Origin of the sequence: Oculatella sp. LEGE 06141, from assembly GCF_015207605.1 — a bacterium.
Classification (GTDB): Bacteria; Cyanobacteriota; Cyanobacteriia; order Elainellales; family Elainellaceae; genus Oculatella.
The window spans coordinates 29,264-49,944 of the sequence record NZ_JADEWO010000043.1; the positions used below are offsets into that span (position 1 = coordinate 29,264).

The 20,681-nt window shown below is 49.8% G+C and carries 17 protein-coding genes and 1 tRNA gene; 7 read left to right on the forward strand and 11 right to left on the reverse strand.

The genetic code is table 11. The features are described 5' to 3' along the window. Positions 1–371 precede the first annotated feature (371 nt). From IQ268_RS23250 to IQ268_RS33535, 3 genes are all read left to right on the forward strand, one after another. Positions 372–6,266 carry an AAA family ATPase gene (locus IQ268_RS23250; RefSeq protein ID WP_193884199.1) on the forward strand — a complete coding sequence of 1,965 codons (5,895 nt, stop codon included), beginning with the start codon at positions 372–374 and terminating at the stop codon, positions 6,264–6,266. 157 nt (positions 6,267–6,423) lie between these two features. After that, complete coding sequence (locus IQ268_RS23255; protein WP_193884201.1) at positions 6,424–6,648, forward strand: DUF4277 domain-containing protein; 225 nt, start codon at positions 6,424–6,426, stop codon at positions 6,646–6,648. An 11-nt stretch (positions 6,649–6,659) separates the two neighbouring features. Then, positions 6,660–6,725 (forward strand): hypothetical protein, encoded by a 66-nt coding sequence (locus IQ268_RS33535; RefSeq protein ID WP_370584694.1) that lies wholly within the window; start codon positions 6,660–6,662, stop codon positions 6,723–6,725. 149 nt (positions 6,726–6,874) lie between these two features. On the opposite strand, the gene IQ268_RS23265 is transcribed toward IQ268_RS33535, so the two are convergent. The 8 genes from IQ268_RS23265 to IQ268_RS23300 all read right to left on the reverse strand — a co-directional run bounded on the left by IQ268_RS23265 (position 6,875) and on the right by IQ268_RS23300 (position 14,607). Continuing rightward, complete coding sequence (locus IQ268_RS23265; RefSeq protein WP_193884203.1) at positions 6,875–7,015, reverse strand: hypothetical protein; 141 nt, start codon at positions 7,013–7,015, stop codon at positions 6,875–6,877. 141 nt (positions 7,016–7,156) lie between these two features. Further along, positions 7,157–7,229: transfer RNA gene (locus tag IQ268_RS23270), tRNA-Met, on the reverse strand. A 189-nt stretch (positions 7,230–7,418) separates the two neighbouring features. Continuing rightward, the gene (locus tag IQ268_RS23275; RefSeq protein ID WP_193884205.1) at positions 7,419–10,010 is read right to left on the reverse strand and encodes a LysM peptidoglycan-binding domain-containing protein; all 2,592 of its coding nucleotides are present in this window, start codon (positions 10,008–10,010) and stop codon (positions 7,419–7,421) included. A gap of 844 nt (positions 10,011–10,854) precedes the next feature. Then, positions 10,855–11,316, reverse strand: coding sequence for a tRNA (cytidine(34)-2'-O)-methyltransferase (locus IQ268_RS23280; protein ID WP_193884207.1), 462 nt, complete (start codon positions 11,314–11,316; stop codon positions 10,855–10,857). 171 nt (positions 11,317–11,487) lie between these two features. Further along, entirely contained in the window at positions 11,488–12,636 is a 1,149-nt protein-coding gene (gshA, locus tag IQ268_RS23285) for a glutamate--cysteine ligase (protein ID WP_339383514.1), read from the reverse strand. An 84-nt stretch (positions 12,637–12,720) separates the two neighbouring features. After that, entirely contained in the window at positions 12,721–13,425 is a 705-nt protein-coding gene (locus tag IQ268_RS23290; RefSeq protein WP_193884209.1) for an HAD family phosphatase, read from the reverse strand. 211 nt (positions 13,426–13,636) lie between these two features. Continuing rightward, positions 13,637–13,987 carry a phenylpyruvate tautomerase MIF-related protein gene (locus IQ268_RS23295; protein WP_193884211.1) on the reverse strand — a complete coding sequence of 117 codons (351 nt, stop codon included), beginning with the start codon at positions 13,985–13,987 and terminating at the stop codon, positions 13,637–13,639. A gap of 140 nt (positions 13,988–14,127) precedes the next feature. After that, positions 14,128–14,607, reverse strand: coding sequence for a flavin reductase family protein (locus IQ268_RS23300; RefSeq protein WP_193884238.1), 480 nt, complete (start codon positions 14,605–14,607; stop codon positions 14,128–14,130). On the opposite strand from IQ268_RS23300, the gene IQ268_RS23305 reads away from it, so the two are divergent. The 3 genes from IQ268_RS23305 (at position 14,579) to IQ268_RS23315 (ending at position 15,867) form a co-directional block, all read left to right on the forward strand. Further along, positions 14,579–14,773 carry a hypothetical protein gene (locus tag IQ268_RS23305; protein ID WP_193884241.1) on the forward strand — a complete coding sequence of 65 codons (195 nt, stop codon included), beginning with the start codon at positions 14,579–14,581 and terminating at the stop codon, positions 14,771–14,773. The genes IQ268_RS23300 and IQ268_RS23305 overlap by 29 nt on opposite strands. Positions 14,774–14,899: 126 nt before the next feature. Next, positions 14,900–15,235 (forward strand): hypothetical protein, encoded by a 336-nt coding sequence (locus IQ268_RS23310; RefSeq protein WP_193884239.1) that lies wholly within the window; start codon positions 14,900–14,902, stop codon positions 15,233–15,235. Positions 15,236–15,327: 92 nt separating this feature from the next. Beyond that, positions 15,328–15,867, forward strand: coding sequence for a GIY-YIG nuclease family protein (locus IQ268_RS23315; RefSeq protein ID WP_193884213.1), 540 nt, complete (start codon positions 15,328–15,330; stop codon positions 15,865–15,867). A gap of 2 nt (positions 15,868–15,869) precedes the next feature. On the opposite strand, the gene IQ268_RS23320 is transcribed toward IQ268_RS23315, so the two are convergent. The 3 genes from IQ268_RS23320 to IQ268_RS23330 form a co-directional block, all read right to left on the reverse strand. After that, on the reverse strand, positions 15,870–16,562 hold the full coding sequence (locus IQ268_RS23320; RefSeq protein ID WP_193884215.1) for a hypothetical protein: 693 nt from the start codon (positions 16,560–16,562) through the stop codon (positions 15,870–15,872). 282 nt (positions 16,563–16,844) lie between these two features. After that, entirely contained in the window at positions 16,845–18,071 is a 1,227-nt protein-coding gene (locus IQ268_RS23325; RefSeq protein WP_193884217.1) for a DUF790 family protein, read from the reverse strand. 46 nt (positions 18,072–18,117) lie between these two features. Then, positions 18,118–19,308, reverse strand: a complete 1,191-nt coding sequence (locus tag IQ268_RS23330; RefSeq protein WP_193884219.1) for a glycosyltransferase family 4 protein — start codon at positions 19,306–19,308, stop codon at positions 18,118–18,120. A 374-nt stretch (positions 19,309–19,682) separates the two neighbouring features. Here IQ268_RS23330 and IQ268_RS23335 point away from each other — a divergent pair, with 374 nt between their 5' ends. After that, a complete protein-coding gene (locus tag IQ268_RS23335) occupies positions 19,683–20,636 on the forward strand; it encodes a universal stress protein (protein ID WP_193884221.1) in 954 nt (317 codons plus the stop codon). Positions 20,637–20,681: the final 45 nt, after the last annotated feature.

The window sequence follows — 20,681 nt, forward strand, 5'->3', positions numbered from 1 at the left end:
TACATTCCACACCCTACATTCCACACCCTACATTCCACACCCTACATTCCACACCCTACATTCCACACCCATCTTGGCGAGACTGTGGCTGACTCAATTGAGAACTGCTGTAACAATATGAAGCGGCCAGCATGACTGCGGTAACGTCTAAACGCTTCAGTTCATTTCAGCCTGCTTTTTGCCTTGGTACTTTTACTTCCTCCTCTAGTTGTATGGGGTCTACAAAGAGGGAACAGGCTGCACATAAAGTCTCCTCTACTGGCCTGACAGGTACCTTATCGGGTCAGGACTTGATGGTGAGATCGCTCGAACATAGGGAACTCTGTGATGAGGATTTAACCCCGATTTAGCGACCTCGCTCTCTGTGATCTATGGTCTCTCCAGCAAGCACCTCTTCTAACGCTTTGGTTACGATTTCTGGCTATACCACTGTCGAGCAACTTTATCTGGGATCTCGAACAGCAGTATATCGAGCGCTACAAAACTCAACGCAGCAGCCAGTGGTCATCAAGGTACTGCGGCGAGAATATCCCAGTTTTAGCGAATTGGTTCAGTTTCGCAATCAATACAGCGTTGCCAAACACCTGTCCAGTCCTGGCATTATCCAGCCTCTGGGTTTGGAGCCGATGGGGAAGGGCTTTGCCTTGGTCATGGAAGATTGGGGTGGAATTGATCTGGGGCGCTACATTCAGCAGCATCCTCTAGAACTGGCAGAGGTACTAGCGATCGCCATACAACTGGCGGATATTCTGCACGACTTAGTACAGCATCGGGTTGTACATAAAGATATCAAACCTGCCAATATCGTCATTCATCCAGAGACAAAACAAGTCAAGCTAATCGACTTCAGCATTGCCTCGTTATTGCCAAAGGAAACCCAGGAAATCCAAAGCCCCAACGCATTAGAAGGAACCTTATCCTATTTAGCTCCAGAGCAGACTGGACGCATGAATCGGGGTGTTGACTATCGAACCGATTTTTATGCCCTGGGTGTGACCCTCTACCAGCTCCTGGCCGGAACGTTGCCCTTTACCGCAGACGATGCGCTGGAGTTAGTGCATTGTCATATCGCCAGACTGCCCAAACCCGTAGAGCATGTGAATACTGCCGTGCCTGCAATGGTGGGGGCAATCGTCGCAAAACTGATGGCAAAAAACGCAGAAGATCGGTATCAAAATGCTCTGGGACTAAAGCATGATTTACAGCAGTGTTTGGCTCAATGGCAAGAAACCGGAGCGATCGCTCCCTTTGCGCTGGGTCAACGGGACTTGAGCGATCGCTTCATCATTCCTGAAAAGCTCTATGGGCGGACGGCTGAAGTTCAAACACTCCTGGCAGCCTTCGATCGTGTGACTCAGGGAACATCAGAACTCATTCTGGTCGCAGGGTTTTCTGGCATTGGCAAAACGGCAGTAGTCAATGAAGTCCACAAACCGATTACCCGTCAGCAGGGCTACTTCATCAAAGGCAAATACGACCAGTTCAACCGCAATATTCCGTTTTCTGCCTTCGTTCAGGCATTCCGCGACCTGATGAGACATCTGCTGAGCGAAAGCGACGAGCAGCTAGTCCAGTGGCGACACCGCATTTTATCTGCGGTTGGCGACAATGGGCAAGTACTCGTTGAAGTGATTCCAGAACTGGAGCAAATTATTGGCAAACAGCCGCCTACGGCTGAAATTTCAGGCAGCTCAGCTCAAAACCGCTTCAATTTGTTATTCCAAAAGTTTATTGCTGTATTTGCCACTCAGCAGCATCCCCTGGTGATGTTCCTTGATGACTTACAGTGGGCAGATTCTGCCTCGCTCAACCTGATGCAAGTGCTGCTTGTTGGGCAAAAAACAGGGCATCTGCTGATGATTGGAGCCTATCGAGATAACGAGGTCTTCTCAGCTCATCCCCTCATGCTGACCCTGGATGAGATTGCCAAAGCAGGGGCAACCCTCAACACCTTGACCCTGGCTCCCTTGAGCCAATCAGATATCAGTCATTTAATTGCTGAGACACTCAGTTGTGAACTGGCACAAGCGTTACCGCTCAGCAAGTTAGCCTATCAAAAGACCCAGGGCAACCCCTTCTTCACCACACAATTTCTCAAAACCCTGCATCAGGAAGGGTTCATTACGTTTGATCCAGACGATGGATGCTGGCAATCGGATCTAGCTGGTGTGGAAACCTCAACCATGACCGATGATGTGGTCGAGTTCATGGCACGTCAGCTTCAAAAATTGCCTCCAGAAACTCAGCAGATGTTGAAGCTGGCAGCTTGTGTGGGAGCGCAGTTTGATTTAGAGACCCTGGCAATTGTCTCCCAGCAACCCGCTGCTCAGGTGGCAGTGGAGTTGTGGCAGGCATTGCAAGAAGGGCTAATTTTGCCTAACACTGAAGTGTACAAGTTTTATCATCTCTCCCCAGAGGAGTGGGCATCTGAGGTGGGCTCTCAAAGCCTTGACCTGAAGCAGGCGTTAAACTGCACCTACCGCTTCCTGCACGATCGCGTTCAACAAGCCGCCCATTCTCTTATTCCTGATAATCAGAAACAGGCAACCCACCTTAAGATTGGTCGCTTACTCTTAAATAACGCATCTGAAACAGAAAAAGACGACAAGCTCTTCGATATTGTTAATCATTTAAACGCAGGGCTTGATCTGATTACATCGCCAGAAGAACGGAACCAATTAGCTCAACTTAATCTCCTGGCTGGACAGAAAGCCTGCTCATCTACAGCCTATGCCGCAGCGACCCAGCATTTTGGTATCGGCATTCGTTTACTAGAAACAGAGAGTTGGCAAAATCAATATCACTTGACGTTGTCGCTTTATGAAGCTGCGGTTGAAGCCGAATATTTGAATATTAACTTTGCGAAGGCACAAACGTTAGCCAATGTGGTTCTACAACACACCACTAATTTGTGCGATCGCGTCAAGATCTATGAACTGCAAATTCAAATGTACATGGCTCAGGCAGAAATGCCCAAAGCTCTTGAAGCAGGAATGTCAGCGCTGGATCTTGTGGGTGTTGATTTAACTCAGGCTCCTTCACTTTTAGAGATCCAACTGCCGACCATGGCAGAGATAGAATCGATGCCGATCATGAAGGAGCCGAATCAGCTTGCGATCCAGCGCATTTTAATGGCACTCTTTCCATCTGCCTACACCACGCAGCCAGAACTGCTGCCGCCTATGGTGACCACAATGATTGCTTTGAGCCTGGAACACGGTCAAGCTTCGGTCACTGCGATCGGTTATATCTATTACGGTCTATTGCTGGGTGGGCTGGAAGAACACCTGCTGGATACAGGCTATTACTCTGGACTGCTAGCCCTCAAGATCGTAGAGAAGTTTTCTGCAAAAGAACTGGAATGCCGAGTCAACAATCTCTTCAACAGCTTTATTAAACCCTGGAAACAGGCAATCCGAGACACCATTGAGCCACTAGCAAGAGCCAGCCAAATTGGTTTTGAAACCGGAGATATTGAATATGCCAGCTATGCTACGGCTCACGGTTGTACACACTATTTCCTGACAGGAGAACCATTAGAAGAAGTCCAGAAGAAACAGGCTCTTGCGCTGGATATTCTTCTAAAGACCAATCAGGAGCATGCGCTTTATAATACTAAAGTTTGGCAGCAATTAGTATCTAATTTACTGGGTGAGGCAACGACGCTCTTGCAGCTAACGGGCAAGTATTTTGACGAAGTTGAGCTTCTACCCGTTTTTTGTGCAGGAAATGACCGGACGCTGCCGTTTGCAACCTACATAGCAAAGAGCATCCTCAATTATTTATTTGAAGACCATTCAGCCGCTGCCCTTTACGCAGCTCAAGCCACGGATTATTTAGGAGCTGTCCCTGGCTTTATCACGGTTAGTATTCATAACTTCTATTATTCGTTGGCGTTGCTGGCTCAATGTAGTGAGTCGCTTCGAGTAGAAAACAGTGATGACGAAGCTTCCCAGGCAAAGATCGCAAGTGCTCTCCAGCAAGTTGAGGTTAACCAAACCCATATGAAGGTTTGGTTGACTGATGCACCTGCCAATTTTGAGCACAAGTACAACTTAGTAGAAGCAGAAAAGGCAAAGCTGCTGAAGGATTGGTCTCTAGCGATTCACCTTTACGATCAGGCCATCGCTGGAGCTAAAGCCAATGCATTTACGCAAGAAGAAGCTCTTGCTAATGAACTGGCCGCAAAATTCTATCTGGAATGGGGAAAAGTCCGCATTGCACAGGAATATATGGCTCAAGCCTACTATGGCTATGCCCGTTGGGATGCCAAAGCCAAAGTTGAGGATTTGGAACGCTGCTATCCAGACTTGCTGGCTCCTATTCTCCAGCAAACCCACCCCTCTCTTTCCATTTTCGAAACAGTCTTCGCGACGGGAAAAGCTACGTTTACCAGTTCTGCTTCCAGTGTTTCCAGTGCTCTCGTTTCGCTTGATCTAGCAACTATTCTCAAAGCGTCTCAGACACTCTCCAGCGAAATTGAACTGGAAAAACTACTGGCATCCTTGCTCTCTATTGTTCTCGAAAATGCTGGGGCAGACAAATGTGTGTTGATGCTTCTGCGGGACGATCGCTTGCTGATTAAAGGGTCAATCATAGCAGGGTCAAAGCCTGTTGTCTTCCAGCGTATTCCCGTTGAAGAGAGTCAGGATATTCCTCTGAAGGTCATTTACAAAGTTAAGCATGAGGGGCAAACCGTCGTCCTACTGAACGCCAATGCCGATGTAGTTCTAGCTAGCGATCCATATATTATGCATCGGCAGCCTAAGAGTCTATTGTGCAGCCCAATTTTGCATCAAGGGAAGTTGTTGGGTATTTTGTATTTGGAAAATAGCTTAGTCCCAGGTGCATTCACAGCCGATCGCGTTGAACTGCTCAACTTACTGTGTGCTCAAGCAGCTATCTCCCTGGAAAATGCTCAACTGTACGAGCGATCGCAACAACATTCTCAACAGCTAGAGCGATCGCTACGGGAGTTGAGCATTGCAGAATCTAGCTTACGAGCTTCTCAACAACGCCTCCAGTTATTAGTGCAACAAACTCCCTTAGCCATTATTGAGTGGGATACTAATCAACAAATTACGAGTTGGAACCCAGCCGCAGAAAGAATATTTGGCTACACCCAGGAAGAAGTTTTGGATCGTCACAGCCAATTTCTAATGTCTGAGATTCAAGCCCAAATTGAAAACAACAGTTCCGGGCTTTTATTGCACCAAGACAGTACTTTCAATGTAAATGAAAATATCACGAAAGATGGCAAGTCTATTTTTTGTGCCTGGTACAACAGCCCACTTGTGAATGAGATCGGTGAATTCATCGGAGTTACATCGCTAGTGGATGACATCACCGATCGCAAAATGGCCGAACTCAAACTTCGACAGCAGGCAGAGGAACTAGAGGCTGCGTTGAAAAACCTGAAGCAGGCTCAATTGCAAATGGTTCAAAATGAAAAAATGGCAACCTTAGGCAACCTGGTTGCAGGCGTAGCCCATGAAGTCAACAATCCTGTTGGCTTCCTCAACGGCAGCATCAACAACGCCAAAGACTACGCACAGGCTTTGTTTGAACACCTCGAAGTTTATCAGAAACACCTGCCTCCAACTCAACCTGTGCAAGACCATGCTGAAGAGATTGATCTAGAATTTCTACTGAAGGATTTGCCCAAGTTGCTGGATTCAATGACGGGAGCAACGAACCGAATCCAAAGTATTAGCACTAGCTTACGCACCTTTTCTCGTGCCGATACTGAATACAAAGTTCGTGCGAATCTACACGAAGGAATTGATAGCACGATCTTGATCCTGAAGTATCGGCTCAAAGCCGATGAGTTCCGTCCTGCAATTGAAGTGGTAAAAGAATATGGCAATCTACCTTTGATCACCTGTTTCCCTGGACAGCTCAATCAGGTGTTTATGAATATCTTAGCCAATGCCATTGATATCTTTGATGAAGCGGTACAAAAGACTACCGTTCAAGATCTAGGCCATACTCCACAACAAATTACAATTCAAACGGTATCTTTACCTGAACAAAATGCAGTTGAAGTTCACATTTGTGATAACGGTAGAGGTATGAGTGAAGAAGTGAGCGCGCGCGTTTTTGATCATCTTTTCACGACGAAAGATGTAGGAAAAGGAACAGGATTAGGACTGGCGATCGCTCGTCAAATTGTAGTAGAAAAACATGGTGGTCGTTTAGAAGTGCAGTCGAAACTTGGTCAAGGCACTGAGTTCTGCATCTGGTTACCAACGTCGGTTGTGTCGTAAACACTGGTCAGTGGAAGAGTGGCGATGGCATCCGACCAGCGTTTGAAATCCTCCTGGTCTTCAAAACCTACATTCCGCCCTTTGAAGTGTCACATTGAGGATTGAGCGGCATAATCTTCTCAAGGTTGACGCCAAGGGGTGCGATATTAACAGCGAGTTGATAGTTCAGAACCCCGACCATTTGGGCATCGTTGCCGGTTTGGTAGACGAGCTAGAGATCGTTGAGCCGGTGAATCAACACCTGGGTGAGGATGCCCGAGAACAGATTAGTCCTGGAGTAGCGGTGAAAGCCGTGATTCTTCAATGGACTAGGACTGGTTTCTGCCCCGTTGTACCTGTTGGAACCGTTTTTCGTGGCGAAGGCGACGGAACCATCTACTAGGAGCAGGGGTACTGCCGGAGCATCTCAATGACAACCGCTTAGGACGAGTTCTCGACGGTTTGTACTTGGCAGGATGAAGCCAACGGTTTGTTGCCATTAGTATGGTAGCGGTTGGCAAGGTTGGGATTGACCCCAAAAGTGCTCATTTCGACTCCACCTCGCTGTCGGTAGAGGGAGCGTACTTACCGGAGTCTCGGGTTGCAGAGGCACCTGCCCCGGTTCCGATTCACAGCCCCCTTGCGAGTAGCCTCAGGTCGAGGGGGAAGCGTTGCGCGAAGATAGGCCGATTGCCGATCGCCTCGATGCTGCATCCTACCTTTGCAGCTTTCAAACGTCCGTTAGCTTGAGCAAGTTTTCCTTCAATCATTTCCCTTGCCTAAATCTTGCCTAAAAAGTGATGGGTTATTAGGGATGTTCAGGGAGTTATTAGGGATGATTAGAAAAAAATTAAACAACCCGTATCCCTATTGAAATGATGGATAGGGGCTGTTTAGTTTTATGCGAAAAATGGCTCAGGCGGGATTTGAACCTGCGACCTTGGGCTTATGAGTCCCCTGCTCTAACCACTGAGCTACTGAGCCAGACACGTCTGCCAAACAACAGCCTTCAACCAGAAAGGGCTGTTATTTGGCAGCTTTTTTAAACTAGCATATTGCGAAGCCGATCGCTATCCCCATCCACTGCTTTTGTCAGCTTCACCCCCAAATCATATAGAGACGTTCGTTAAACGCCTCTATATGAAGGGAATGAACCAAACTATCACAGCCGACTTAGCGAGGCAAATACGCCATTGGGTTAACCGTACCCTGGCTGGGCAGATGAACCTCAAAATGTAAGTGAGGGCCAGTGCTGTAACCCGTGCTTCCCACTAAAGCAATTTGCTCACCTTGTTGGATTTGTTGACCCGCACGAACCAGGTTGCGGCTATGGTGAGCATAACGAGTCATGCTGCCGTCAGAATGACGAATCTCAACCATGTTGCCGTAGCCACCAGAGTTCCAGCCGGAAAATTCAACAACGCCATCCGCTGCCGCAAACACCGGAGTTCCTGTTGGCGCACCGATGTCAATTCCCCGGTGCATCCGTCCCCAGCGCCAACCATAGCCGGAGGTTAAAGTACCTCGGGCTGGCCAGATATAGCCATCAAATGCAGCAGCGCCATCGGGAAGATAGGCCGTCGCATCAGATAAAGGAGGCAACTCAGGAGAAACGAGCCGCCCCGTGATTGACTCCGTTAACGGTGCATAGTTCTCAGCACCCAGTGGTGCGGCTGCAACCAGTTCTCGCTCAGGGACTCTTGGAGTTGAAGGAGCCACATCAGCGACGGTTGCTTCCGCTTCCGACTCAGCGTTCGCTTCAGCCGGAGCCGCCTCGATCGCCTCAGTGGGCTTAAACTCTGGATTAACAGCGCTAGAGCCAGCATCTAAGGGCGTTGGCACATCTGTAGTGGCCGCTGCCGCAATCACCGTTTCCGATGGGTTACCATCTAACTCGGCAAGGCGATCGCTCTGATACCGATTGCGTAGCGTCATAATTTCAGACACCAGGTTCTCCACATAGGGATTGTTGGGTCTAAATTCTGAACCTCGTTCCACAGAAGAACTGGGCAAGCCGGTCACAGGCGGCGCAATTCGAGCAGGGATCGCTGCCGTCACTTGCTGAGGTTGTTCAATCGCCCCACCTGTATTAGGCGGCAACGGATACGCTTGAGCCTGAAGCGTTGAAGGCACTACAACACCCGCAGCCGTTGCTGCTGGGACAGTTGGAATAGACACCGCAACGGGTGTCGCCGATTCTGTTGCTTCTGCATCAGGAACGACCGGAACCGCTTCAGGAACAAACGGCACCGTTACCGTAGCATTTGCTGTAATCGGACTGGCCTCATCTGAGATCAAACTCGGCACCGTATCCACTGGCTTCACCAATGGAATCTGAATCTCTTGACCCACCACAATTAAATTAGGGTTCGTCAGGCCGTTAGCATTCACCAACAGCGCTCGAGAGATATTGTAGGTTCGAGCAATTTCGGCGATCGTATCACCCGCATTCACTCGATACACAACCGACTCAGTTGGAGCGATAGCCTCAGTTGGAGCAACCGCATCAGGCTGAATCACAGTAGGCTGCGATACTCCAAGGCGAGAAGGCATAGGTGCCGTTACCGCCGCGATCGGGCTAGACGGGTTGAATTCTGGAGCGCTAACCTGTGACTCAGAATCAACGGAAACCGCCTGGGGAATAATCAGAGATTGATTTGCTCGGATGTGGTTCGCATCAGCCAGGTGGTTCGCCGCAACCAACTCTTGCCGAGAAACACTGTGGACACGAGCAATGCTAGAAAGCGTATCTCCAGGCTGTACCTGATAGGTCGTCAGACTGGAAGAACCCGCTTCCTGAGCAACAGAACCTTGCGCTGAAGAAATAGTTTGCGGTACGACGACTGTATCAACCGGTGCTGAATGGTCAGTCTGAGAATAGGAGCTGGCTGGAATCGTAACATCAGGTGATGTAGCGATCGATTCTGAATCATCTCTGTCACCCAGTTCAGATCCACTCAGCTCAGATGCAACCGGCTCAGTTTCACCAGGATCAGCCAGTGCTGAAGTTTCTACCTGCACTTCAGGCGATTCCACAGCAATCCGTTCCGACTCCTCACTCCTCAACTCCGCCAAACTGCTGCTTAACTTATCTCGCTCTTGTCTGAGGCGACTGAGCGCATTATCTCGTTCTGCTTTCAGTGAACTAGTCGTTTCACTGATGGCATCCGGTTCCGACGCTGCTGGCAACTGACTCAGGTCAGTAAAAGCAACGTGAGATAGCCTCACCGGACTGATATTGGCAGCCTCAAGATTAGATACCCTGGCGGCTACTTGCCTCACTTCTGGTACGCTCTGGCTGGCTGCCGGAACTTTAATCGTCTGCCCAACTTGGAGGACAGAGCTTGAAGTCAAACCGTTGGCATTGGCTAAAACTTCAACACTCACCTGGTATTGGTGAGCGATTTGCCAGAGTGTTTGGCCTTCCCGCACCACATGGTTAGTTAAGGTGGTTTTTGGCGCGGACATCACAGCAGCGGATTCAACCTCAATGGCTGAAGGAAGAGCCGCAACTCTTAGATTTGCAGTACCTGCTGCAAGAGCAGAATCAGTCGGTTTAGATTCTGCGGCTGCTGCTCCGTCATCTTGACGAGGTAGCAACAGGCTAGATGCTCCCATTGAGAGCGCCAACCCAATCATGGCAGCAGAAGTGCGAGCCTTGCGATGAACTCCTAAAGGAGTTTGCCTGGATGGTTCCACCGTATCATCACTACCAAATTGGTGGCAGGAAACAGGCTTAACCTTCTGCGGAAATGCTCGTTTCAAAGAACGACCTCCTAATGAGCAGCGTTTAACTGTCCTCGAGTCACTCAATCTGTCACCAGTCAATGATGTAGATCACATCGAAACAGGGACAAAAATCACCGACGGTGTCGTATGACTAGGTAAGATTACCCTGCTTTTTTGACTTAGACAAGCTTACACCACTTAACAAAAAATTCAATACCGAACGTCCAGGGAAAATAGAATCTGTAAGAAGTTGATGTGAATGAGTACTGGATTACCCTGAATGATCGATGGACAACGGCTTAGTTTACACCACTCTTTTGGGAATGGCAGCTAGTAATACTAACTAAAATATTTCTTGACCGAAACAAAAAGGAATTACATAGTCAACCTTGCCAAACCAGATTTGTTTAGTAGTGCCCCAAATCTTTATCCAGTAACACTTTGGCATGAAGTAACTTCTATCAACAACCATTAAATCGCGGTTGCTAACTTGTCCCTAATTCTCTGAGTAAAGGCTGAAGTTGTTGCCTGTAGCAGTCGCTAGAGCAGACGATTTACGGTTGACGGTGTTCCTCTAGCTTTTCCGAACTAGCTACCAAGATCCGGAAATCGTCTGCGTTGAACTACTGACTAGGACAGGCGTTTTTCAATATGAATTTCTTATACAACCAACCCTGATTCAGTAGTTTAGAAGACTGAATCACCTTACGTTTGTAAGGACTGGAAGGTAATGAAGCAAGCCTATATCGTTAAGTGGCTGTCTATGGTACAAAAACGAGGCCGCAGATCGTTGGTACTGCCTTTCAATCTCGCTATATTTCCATGCAGCGATGAAGTCGGCAGCGATGAGTTGAGCCGATCGCCAAATTACTCATCCACATTAAGCCAGCAGGCCAAGCTGGCGACGAGCCTCAAACAGACCAATGGCAACGCTCACCGAAAGATTGAGGCTGCGAACATGGGGTTGTGCCATGGGAATGTAGACCGTTTCATCACAGGCGGCTAACACTTCAGTTCCTAATCCCTGGGTTTCTGAGCCAAACAGCAACCAATCAGTGACCTGGAAATCGAACTTAATATAGCTACACGCTCCTGAAGTGCTAAATCCGACCCAGCGCCCCGACTGGTGCTGGTGCTGCGCCTTGAAGTCTGTCAACGACTCATGATAGTGCAGATCAACATAGGGCCAGTAATCTAACCCGGCACGTTTTAGATGGCGATCGCTAATTTCAAACCCAAGCGGCCCAACGAGATGCAATGGCGTTCCGGTAGCAGCACAAGTTCGGGCAATATTTCCCGTATTAGGGGGAATCAGGGGATTAACCAGGACAACTTGTGGCATAGTGCCTCTTTCTACTGCTAACAAAGACTGAGCTAAGAATGCGCCCTCGCTAAAGCATCTACCCCAGGAGGGACGCACCCCATATATTTTTTTAATGAGATTTAACTCATCGCCCACGATTCAGATCTTTTTATCACTCAAAGTGATGAGTTCTTGATAAATGATGAAATTTTAGGCGACAAGGGGATGACAAAGTTCTTCGGACAAGGTTAATTCCTGGGTGGCGATCGCCTGAATCGCTTGCTGAATAATTTGGCGACTGTCTACCCCCTGGGCGTGCAGATTTAACCACTGTTGCGCCTCATTGCCCTCGCGCAGAATCTTTTTCAGGGGCAACAGAAAACAGCCAAACCCTTGTTTTTTGGCGATCGGTGCCACGTCCTGATAAAGCTGGTTAACCCAATCTCTCGCGGAAATCAGGCGGCCATCCTGCCAGTGCCGCAGTTCCGCGTCTAGGCCATGCCGTGCCACGGCGGCTTCGTTGGCATCGGTCATGGTCAACAACTCCTCTGAGCGGGTCATGGCGGCTAAGGTGCTGAGTTCCAGCGGGTCGAGGCTTGGGTCAGCGATGAGTTGCAGCAACCGGGCTTCCAGCAAAGCGGCGATCGCCAGCAACGCCACCGGATCGCTAACCAGATCACAAATTCGTAGTTCTAACCGATTGAGATTGTAAGGACGGCGATCGCCATTAGGCCGCACAGAAGACCACAGATGCCGCACATTTTGCATGGTGCCAGCAACAATCTGCTCCTCGGTCCACCGGATAAAGTGAGAGTGGCTTTCGAACAGCGGCACATGGGCTGGCGTTTTTGGAAACAGCCCCCACCGAGTGGAGTGATATCCCGTTACATCTCCATCCAAAAAAGGAGACGAAGCGCTCAGGGCAAGAAAGAGCGGCGCTTCTAACCGAACCAGGCGACAGGCTCGCATCAACACCTCTGGGTCGCTGATGCCCACATTGATATGGATGCTGGCAGTGACCACCTTGGTGTGGTACGTCTGCTCAATGTAGGTGTGGTAGGGGTTGGTCGGGTCAGACCGATAGAAGCGATCGCTGCCGCCCAATCCCAGGGTGCTGCCGGGAATGAGTGTGTAGTCTCCCAACTCTTTCAAATAAGCCCGTAACTGTGCCCGAGGCCGAACCAGCGCACACAATAGACGTTCGTAGCGGCAGAGCGGCGCAGTGGTGTATTCCACGTTGCGGCTGTCGGGTTCTCGCACAAACCCGTTTAAAGCGGCCACAATCTTGTCAGAAAGACCAACCACGTCTCCCTGAGGGGTGCCCGTGTACATTTCAACTTCAAACCCTTTTGTTAGCACTACTGTCTTCCATGCCGACACGTCCTCTATTTAGTATCGAGGAAAAGGCGAGTCATGCATCTGTCAGATGGTTTAAAGCCGTTTTCAACAGAAGGAGGATGCACCGTGGCTGGTGCTGTCTGGCGTGTTCTGGGTTGTGTCGCGCCGCAGCAGGTCTGCCAACTGGGGAGCCGTAAAATCTGCAACAACAAGGCTGGCACCCAAATCGTGCAGATCTTGCAACGCCTGAGTGGAAGCAATGCCAACGGTCAAAATTCCGGCACTCACGGCTGAACGGATGCCCGATGGCGAATCTTCAAAGGCGATCGCCTCCTCGGCTGGAACATGCAACTCGGCTAACGCCACCTGATAGGGCATTGGATCGGGTTTACCTTTAGGAAGTTCATCCCCCAGGACAACCGTTTCAAAGCGGTGCTCCAGTCCTAAAACCTGCAACAAAAATACAGCATTCTCCGCTGGAGCATTCGTCACTATTGCTTTTTTTAGTCCCTGCTCATCAGCCCACTGCATCACATCAAACAGCCCTGGCATAGGCTTGAGGGCATTCGTCGCCCGGTTACGAAACTCTGCTTCCTTAAAGCGACTCAACGCAGAGCCTTCTTCTAACGACAACTGAGGCAGCAAGTTTTTAACGATGTCAATATTGAGCCGTCCACTGAAGCGCGAATCGTAAAAGGGGCGATCGATCTCAATTCCGTAGGGTTTTAGAACGTCTTTCCAGGTTTGATAATGAATCGGGTCAGTATTCGCTAACGTCCCGTCCAAATCAAACAACAGCGCCTGCAACATGTGTTTGTCCCCCAACTGCTCTAGCCCAACTGTATAAGGTTACAAAGGAATGTAACAAAGTATAACGGGGGATACTGGGTTCACAATTTGCCGCTTAACGGGTTCGAGCAGCGAATCGTGAACCTGCTGCCTGATCAGCGTCCTCAACAGACGTTGAACCCTGCGTTCACTCCCATTCGCTTGCTGCTCAGTGCAAGGCTATGGGCATTGGTCAAAAGGTTGACCCGTTCCAACCCCACATGGCACCTTTGGCATCGGCAAATTCAATGTAAGTGCGGTTGGTTGGTACACCGATCGCTTCGTTAACCTGTTGGCAAAAATCCTGGCTCATCGCCTTGGTTTGAGCCGGATTCATCGTGCCAACGCTTTTAATTTCGATGTAACACACGGGTTCGGTAGTCCCGGCAAACGTCATGGGCACCTCTGGTTCAAAGGCGGTCATAACATAGTATTCTGGTTTGCCAAGGTGTTTCGCCAGACTGGCAGAAAGACGTTTCAGCATCGCCTCCACTTCAGTCTTTGCGGGAGCCGTAACGGATGTTTGAATTTTAATCAAAGGCATAGTGTATGGCTTTAACCCCCAGCTATAGGCCAGTTACAGGTCAATTATGGGTCAGGAAATCTGTGGAACGTTTTGGTCTGGCTTCAACGCTCTGTAATCGGCTCAACGTTCAATCGGCTCAACGTTCAATCGGCTCAACGTTATCCGCCGTATTGCCAACCTGTACTTTCTAACAGCAGCGGCTCGCCCTCGCGGTGAACTCCTGCCGCAATCACTTCGCCTACAAAAACGGTGTGATCGCCCTTTTCGACCGACTCCAGCACTTGACATTCAACGTAACCCAGTGAATCCGACAAAATCGGGCATCCTGTTTCACCCAGGTAAAATTCAATATCTTCAAACTTGTTGCCAACCCGACGTTGCGGCTTAAAAAACTTTTGAGCCACCTCTTTCTGGGTAGCTTCTAAAACAGTGAGGGCAAACACTTGGCTGGACTTGATCATGGCATGTGAGCCAGAGTCTTGCTTCACGCAAGCTACCACTAGCGGCGGCTCAAAGGATGCCTGCATGACCCAGCTCGCAGTAAAACCATTCACCTCATCGCCGTCTTTGACACCGCAGACATACAGTCCGTGGGGAATTTTTCGCAGCATGGTTTTCTTGGCTTGTGCGTCTAGCAAGGCGTTACCCATCCTTTCGTTGAACTACACCGTTAAGTTTAAGCGCAAATGTGGTGGCTCGATTCTCTCGCGAGGGGCATTTGAACCGGGGCGATCGCTCCAGCAACAGGGAAAATCAGCACTGAATGATCGGGCAATTTATCAATCGACTTATCAATCGACATAGAGAGATCGGTAGAAACCAGTATTGTGGTAACAGGGCATGAGGCGATCGCCCAACGCCCCAATCCGGCAAGCGCTGATTGTTCCGGGTGTTCCCAATCATCCAGTAGATAGCTTTTTGACGCTAACAATGGCAAAACTTAAAATTGTCGAGCAGTTTGATAGCCGTTTTAGCCTTGAACCAGAGGCACAGGCCACCCTGTTTAAACTGCTAACGAGTGACTCATTTTGTCAGCAGGTGAGCCAGCAGACCAAGTGCGACACGGTTGAATTCACTGAAATGCTGTTCCAACCCGTTCCCTATAGCTTAAACGCCACGAAGGGAATGCCGGTTGAGTACGAGCAATATCACCAGTCGCCCGATTATGCCATCATCAACGTGCCGCCCAACTTTATGTTTACGGCAAAAATCTTCCAACCCAGTCGGCTTTGCGCGATCTACCGCAAACTGACCCGCGAGACTTGAATTTTGACCGTCTCGCTCTGCCGTTCCCATCGGCCACCGATCTCCACAGATCTGTACAGAATTGCACAGCATTGCTGAAATCAACCATTGCCATGACTTCTGACACTAGTACCCCAACCCTGGCTGAACTGGACTATATTCCCTACCTGGATGAGCAGGGGCAATTGACCGACCAGTTTGACGGCAAGGTTGGCGTGTATGCCATTTTTGATCAAGCCGAACAGTTGCGCTACATTGGCTACTCACGCGATGTGTCGCTAAGCCTTAAACAACATCTGGTACGGCAGCCGCGGCATTGCCATTGGGTAAAGGTGCAGACGATCGCCCGTCCTAGCCGCACCCAGCTAGAAGCCATGCGAGATAGCTGGATTGCCGAGAATGGTTGCACTCCAGTGGGCAATGCTGCTGATGAACCGTTGTGGAATCAGGCGATCGACGCAAAAACAAAAATGACTGCCGCGGAACAGGCCGAATATGCAGCCAGCGACGACCTTGGAAAAATTAAAACCTTGAAACGGGTTGCTCGCCGAGTCGAAGCAGAGGTTCTGGCAGACCTGGAAGCCCGTGGGGTCACGATGCCAGTGCGCTTTGACCCAAAACTAAAAGAAGAAGGACTACTGAACTTGAAGTAGGTTCACGTTTTAGATTGGGTCAGTTCAGAATAAGCCGTTGCTGTATCTCGCATGTGCAGAAACTCTTCTTTGAGCCGTTTGTACTGCGCCTCATACTTGAGCCGATTGTCTCGAATCAGTGTGGGGTCATAATCAGCAATTTGAATGCCGATCAGCGCTTCTCGAATGAGATGCACATAAATACTTTGCAGCTCGGCTGCCTTTTTCAACAAGTTATCCAACTGGGCGATCGCCCGTTCGTAGGTATCGCTCTGGTTACTATAGATGCGAGATCTTGAAATCAAATTAGCAATGCGAGCGGCATCACTGTGCTGCACCTTAATCTGCGATAGCTCTGCTTCGATTTGCAGATGCTCTCGAATAATAGTAGACAGTTCGATCGCCGTTTCCAGCTTAGAATCGGGAGATGGAGGTCGCTTTGAACCAGGCTTCTTCACATCAGACAGGGCATGCCACGAGTAGATGTATTCCACGTCCCCCTCAGCCGTTAACCTGGGAAAAACCATTTCAACCCGGCTCACGTTTTTAACCCGGACAGGAATGCCGTAATTCTTCAACGGCAAATTGGGATAGCGCACATCTGCACCGTTCACATACACCGTATCACTTGCGCTAATCAGCCTTGCTTTTTGACGACGGTAGATCCAGATACCTGCTATTGCAGCAGCGATCATGAGCAGAGCAATTCTTAGCATGGTAATAGCGACAGTTGATAGACAGTCTAGAGGCGTTTCAACACCAGGCGGAGCGTCTAGGAATGGTATGAACGGTTGGTGCAGCTTGAAGCCCCGGCAGATCGTTCAACGGTGTGCTCCTGGGTTCGGCCCTCTATATTGTCTCTGATTCGCCAGTCTGCCGACAACGCCGAACAGAGGATTGCACCCACCGATCCCGCAACGCTCCATTATCCCGCAACGCTCCCTTAAAGAACGGCGGCTCAAAGTCCTTTAATGGAGCGCTGTCCTGCCTCGCCGTCGTTACTCATCCTGCTCCAAGGCAGCAAGAACAACTTTGGGAGCCAGCTTATCTTTAAACCAAACCACGCGAGCGGGAGTGTTGTTGACCTTCACACCCGCCTTCTCCAGGTTCAAGCGTTCTGAAACGGCAAGCACTAGATTGTCGCAACCCGATTGCCGCACCTGAGAAAACTTTTTACGCAGGTATTCTGGTCGCCAATATCCAACAATCTCCAGCAAAAAGGTGCGCCCGTCGGGATGTTTCAGCCGAAAGTCTGGAATCATAACGCTGCCCGGAATCGGAATAAGATCCACTTCTCGTTCCAACACCCAGTCTGTTTTCAATGTTTGCCAGCGCTCAGCAAATGAGGCTTCTAACATACTGTCGTAGGGCTTTCCGGGTGGATAATGGCTCACCAGGCCACACTGAGAGTCGATCGCAAAGCGGCGTGTTTTGGGTGTGTTGGAGTAGCTATCGCGCGTTTGCAGTTCAGCCGCCAGGCTCCACTTGGTGACATGCAGCAGCGCCGGAATGAGTTTAGCAATGTCCAATCCGTAGCGCGTGCTGGGTTTAAACAAACTGGTGGGGCCATCAATCGAAATTGTGAATCCGTGATCGGCATCGCCCTCAATATAGGTCATCAAGCCAAACAGCTTCAGGTACCGAAACAGCAGCTTATATTCTCCCGGATCGTTGCGATGGGCGTTAATGCGAATATGGCTGGCTTTATAGAAAATGCCTTGAACTTGGGACAGGTTGTAGCGATGCAACAATGCCTCTGGGGTAGGCGCTTCAAACTGGGTCAAAATCCGATTTTCGACCAGATCAGCATATAATCCGGCGCGGATCTGGTCGGGCAACACCTCTTGCTGAAGTTCCTCACTCAACCGAGTCGCCAGGGTATTAAGCGTAGCTGGTGCCGTTTGCGGTAAGGGAGCCGCTTGAGCCGAGAGGGCAAACACTTTCTGCCGCAGCAATTGCGGATCAAGTGGGCTGACAATCTCAAACTGGCTAAAGGCATCTGCTTTGAGCAAGTGCGCCAGTCCTCGTCTGATGCGGTAGTCGGTGTCTTCCCCCTCTAGCTCTTGCAGTTGGCGATTAAGCTCCCCTTGCGTTTTGCCAACGGCCTGCTGAAATAGCGTGATTAAATCGGTCGCGATCGCCCGATACTGACCCTCCATCGCTAACCGCTTAGGGGCGATCGACTCTCCATGCAGACGGTGCAGCAGTAAATCGGTCGGTAACATGGTTGAAATTCAAATCCAGGGGCGTGTTCAAACTCTAAGCGTAGCGTTACAGCCACTCCGTTTGACTGCGCTCGTGCAGCACTCGTCCGTAAACGGCTTCCGTTTGCTTGGCAAGCTTATCCCATCTAAACCGACGTTCTAAATCTTCATAGGCATTGTCGATCAGCCATTGAGCATAGCCGGGGTTTTTGAGAACCTCCAAAATTCCCCAGGAGACCGAGTCAACCTGACCCGCTTTGGTCACCAGCCCCGTTTTAGTGTGACGCACCACCTCTGGAAATCCACCCGCATCGGAAACCACCACTGGCACCCTGGCGGCAAAACTCTCTAGCGCAACAATACCAAACGGCTCATATAAGCTGGGAAACACGGCACAATCAGCCACCGTTTGAAATCGGTTCAAATCATCATCAGACATGAACCCGGTGAAATAGCACTTATCCCAGATGCCCAAATTCCAGGCTTGCTGCTGTAAATGATCCGTATTGCCGCCGCCAATAATAACAAACTTCACGGCATGGTTCATTTCCCAGAGCACAGTGGGAGCCGCATTAAGCAAAACACTCACCCCTTTTTCGTGGGTCATACGCCCCACGTAATACACAATCTGTTCGCTGTCGCTCGCAAACCGTCGCCGAAACGGCCAAAAATCGAAATCGTGAAGACGTTGCTTCTTTTCCGGGCGGATGCCATTGTAAACAACATCAATTTTGTCCCACGGGCTTTTGAGCGTACGTTCAACCTCATGCCGCATATAGTTGGTACACACAATCACCCGCCAGGCATTGTAAGCCAGATCGGTTTCTTTGCTGTTGATGTAATAGTGGGTGGTGGTGTACAAACCGTTATAACGACCATACTCCGTCGCATGTACGGTAGCGACCAGGGGCACTTTAAAAAGGTGTTTGAGGGCGATCGCCGCATCTGCTACCAGCCAGTCGTGGGCATGAACAATATCAAATGGGCCATCTTCCAGCATGAGCTTGCCGCCGTGCCGTCCCATGCTCTCATTCATGTTAGTCACCCAGCCAAAAAAATCGTAGCCGGGTGCAACAGAAACACGGTGAATGCGAACCCCGTCTACCACTTCATAGCGAGGCGCTTCGCCAAATTCGACGGTTAACAGGTGAATGTCATGCCCCAACTTCACCAACTCTGGATACAGTTCTGCAACATGACGGGCAATGCCGCCGATAATGCGAGGCGGAAATTCCCAAGCCAACACCAAAATCTTCATTCCCGCCCTCGCAGCTTTACACAGGTTCCGAAATCTTTACACGATGTAACTTCACTCATCAGCATATGCAATGCAGTCAGAAGTTGCCAAGGCTTAGAGCGGGTGCCAAAAGTTCTACCATTGGTGTCTGGTAATTTGTTGATCCCGATGGGTAGGCTGGATTAAGGAACGGGTATGCGGCAACGTAGCAGACCTTCGTAGCAGACCTGCATCAGTGTGCGATCGCAATCTATCCACACACTCCTGGCAGTAAAAACTTAGATCCCCGCTATATCTGAGCTGAATCTTCTGTTTCTAGTTTATTTAAGTTGTGACCCTTTCTGCGAATAGACAGCAGTTGCGGGTGTATACAAACCTATTACACGGTTAGAGCGATGAATCATAACGGTTTTGGTTTGCACCTACCCTTTTTGCTGATCACCGATGGCTCTCACAGAGATGAGGTCGCTCAACAGCTACTCACGCCAGTGGCACAGCTACTGCATTCGCCAGAAAATCAACCTGAATCGCCAGCCATACTAGATACACCGTCTCATACTATCCGATCGCTAATCAAGACTTTGCAATCCGCCCAACCCTCTCCACCTGGGTTAATTGCAATCGGTTGGCCGCCAGGAAATAAAGCCCAGCACCGGATGGCCAATGCCAAACTTCCGCTTGGGATGGGTTCCAGAGTGTTCGAAACCCTGCTGCGCCAGACCGCCTGTCCGTTACTGGTGATGCGTGTGCCAGAAACAGAAGGCTGGGAACCAAGCTGGAAGCGGGTGCTGCTGGTAGTCAATCGCTCAGATGCCACCAAACAGGCGATCGCCATCACTCAACAGTTAATCCCGGCAGGCGTGCAGCAAGTTACAATTCTTAATGTACAGCCTCCCCTATCCGCGCCCTATCCGCTGGGACCCTTTAGTCCGTTTGCCATGCCTATGCCCAGTTGGCAGTTAACGCATTCTCTCCAGCAAGTTCAAAAAGAACAGGGGGAACACCTGGTTAGCCGTGTTCAATCCGCCTTGAAGCAGTCAGCCATAGAGATTCAACTTTCTGCTCAGGTCGGAGAACCGGGTGCTACGATTTGCCGGATGGCAGAGCAAGCAGATGTCATTATCATGGGGTACAACTCAATCCAGTGGGTCGTGGCAGCTAATCGCACACCCGTTTTTCGGTACGCCCGACTGAGCGCCGTCAGCCACTACGTACTTCAACACGCTCCCTGTCCTGTGCTGTTTTGTCGAACATCTCACCTGACGCTGCCGCTCAAGCTCTTTTCCCAAGACAAGGCAAAACAGCAGGCTCAGACAGGTCAGGAACGCTCAGCACAAGATACTCTATAAATAGTAAAGAAAAACAAAAAATTCAGCGTCTCTCCAGATAGTTAT

What these genes read in the sequence shown, in the direction of transcription:
- IQ268_RS23250 (WP_193884199.1), top strand. Translation starts at nt 372, where the DNA reads ATGGTCTCTCCAGCAAGCACCTCTTCTAACGCTTTGGTTACGATTTCT.
- IQ268_RS23265 (WP_193884203.1), bottom strand. Translation starts at nt 7,015, where the DNA reads ATGATTGAAGGAAAACTTGCTCAAGCTAACGGACGTTTGAAAGCTGCA.
- IQ268_RS23280 (WP_193884207.1), bottom strand. Translation starts at nt 11,316, where the DNA reads ATGCCACAAGTTGTCCTGGTTAATCCCCTGATTCCCCCTAATACGGGA.
- IQ268_RS23290 (WP_193884209.1), bottom strand. Translation starts at nt 13,425, where the DNA reads ATGTTGCAGGCGCTGTTGTTTGATTTGGACGGGACGTTAGCGAATACT.
- IQ268_RS23295 (WP_193884211.1), bottom strand. Translation starts at nt 13,987, where the DNA reads ATGCCTTTGATTAAAATTCAAACATCCGTTACGGCTCCCGCAAAGACT.
- IQ268_RS23305 (WP_193884241.1), top strand. Translation starts at nt 14,579, where the DNA reads ATGGTTTTCTTGGCTTGTGCGTCTAGCAAGGCGTTACCCATCCTTTCG.
- IQ268_RS23310 (WP_193884239.1), top strand. Translation starts at nt 14,900, where the DNA reads ATGGCAAAACTTAAAATTGTCGAGCAGTTTGATAGCCGTTTTAGCCTT.
- IQ268_RS23315 (WP_193884213.1), top strand. Translation starts at nt 15,328, where the DNA reads ATGACTTCTGACACTAGTACCCCAACCCTGGCTGAACTGGACTATATT.
- IQ268_RS23320 (WP_193884215.1), bottom strand. Translation starts at nt 16,562, where the DNA reads ATGCTAAGAATTGCTCTGCTCATGATCGCTGCTGCAATAGCAGGTATC.
- IQ268_RS23325 (WP_193884217.1), bottom strand. Translation starts at nt 18,071, where the DNA reads ATGTTACCGACCGATTTACTGCTGCACCGTCTGCATGGAGAGTCGATC.
- IQ268_RS23330 (WP_193884219.1), bottom strand. Translation starts at nt 19,308, where the DNA reads ATGAAGATTTTGGTGTTGGCTTGGGAATTTCCGCCTCGCATTATCGGC.
- IQ268_RS23335 (WP_193884221.1), top strand. Translation starts at nt 19,683, where the DNA reads ATGAATCATAACGGTTTTGGTTTGCACCTACCCTTTTTGCTGATCACC.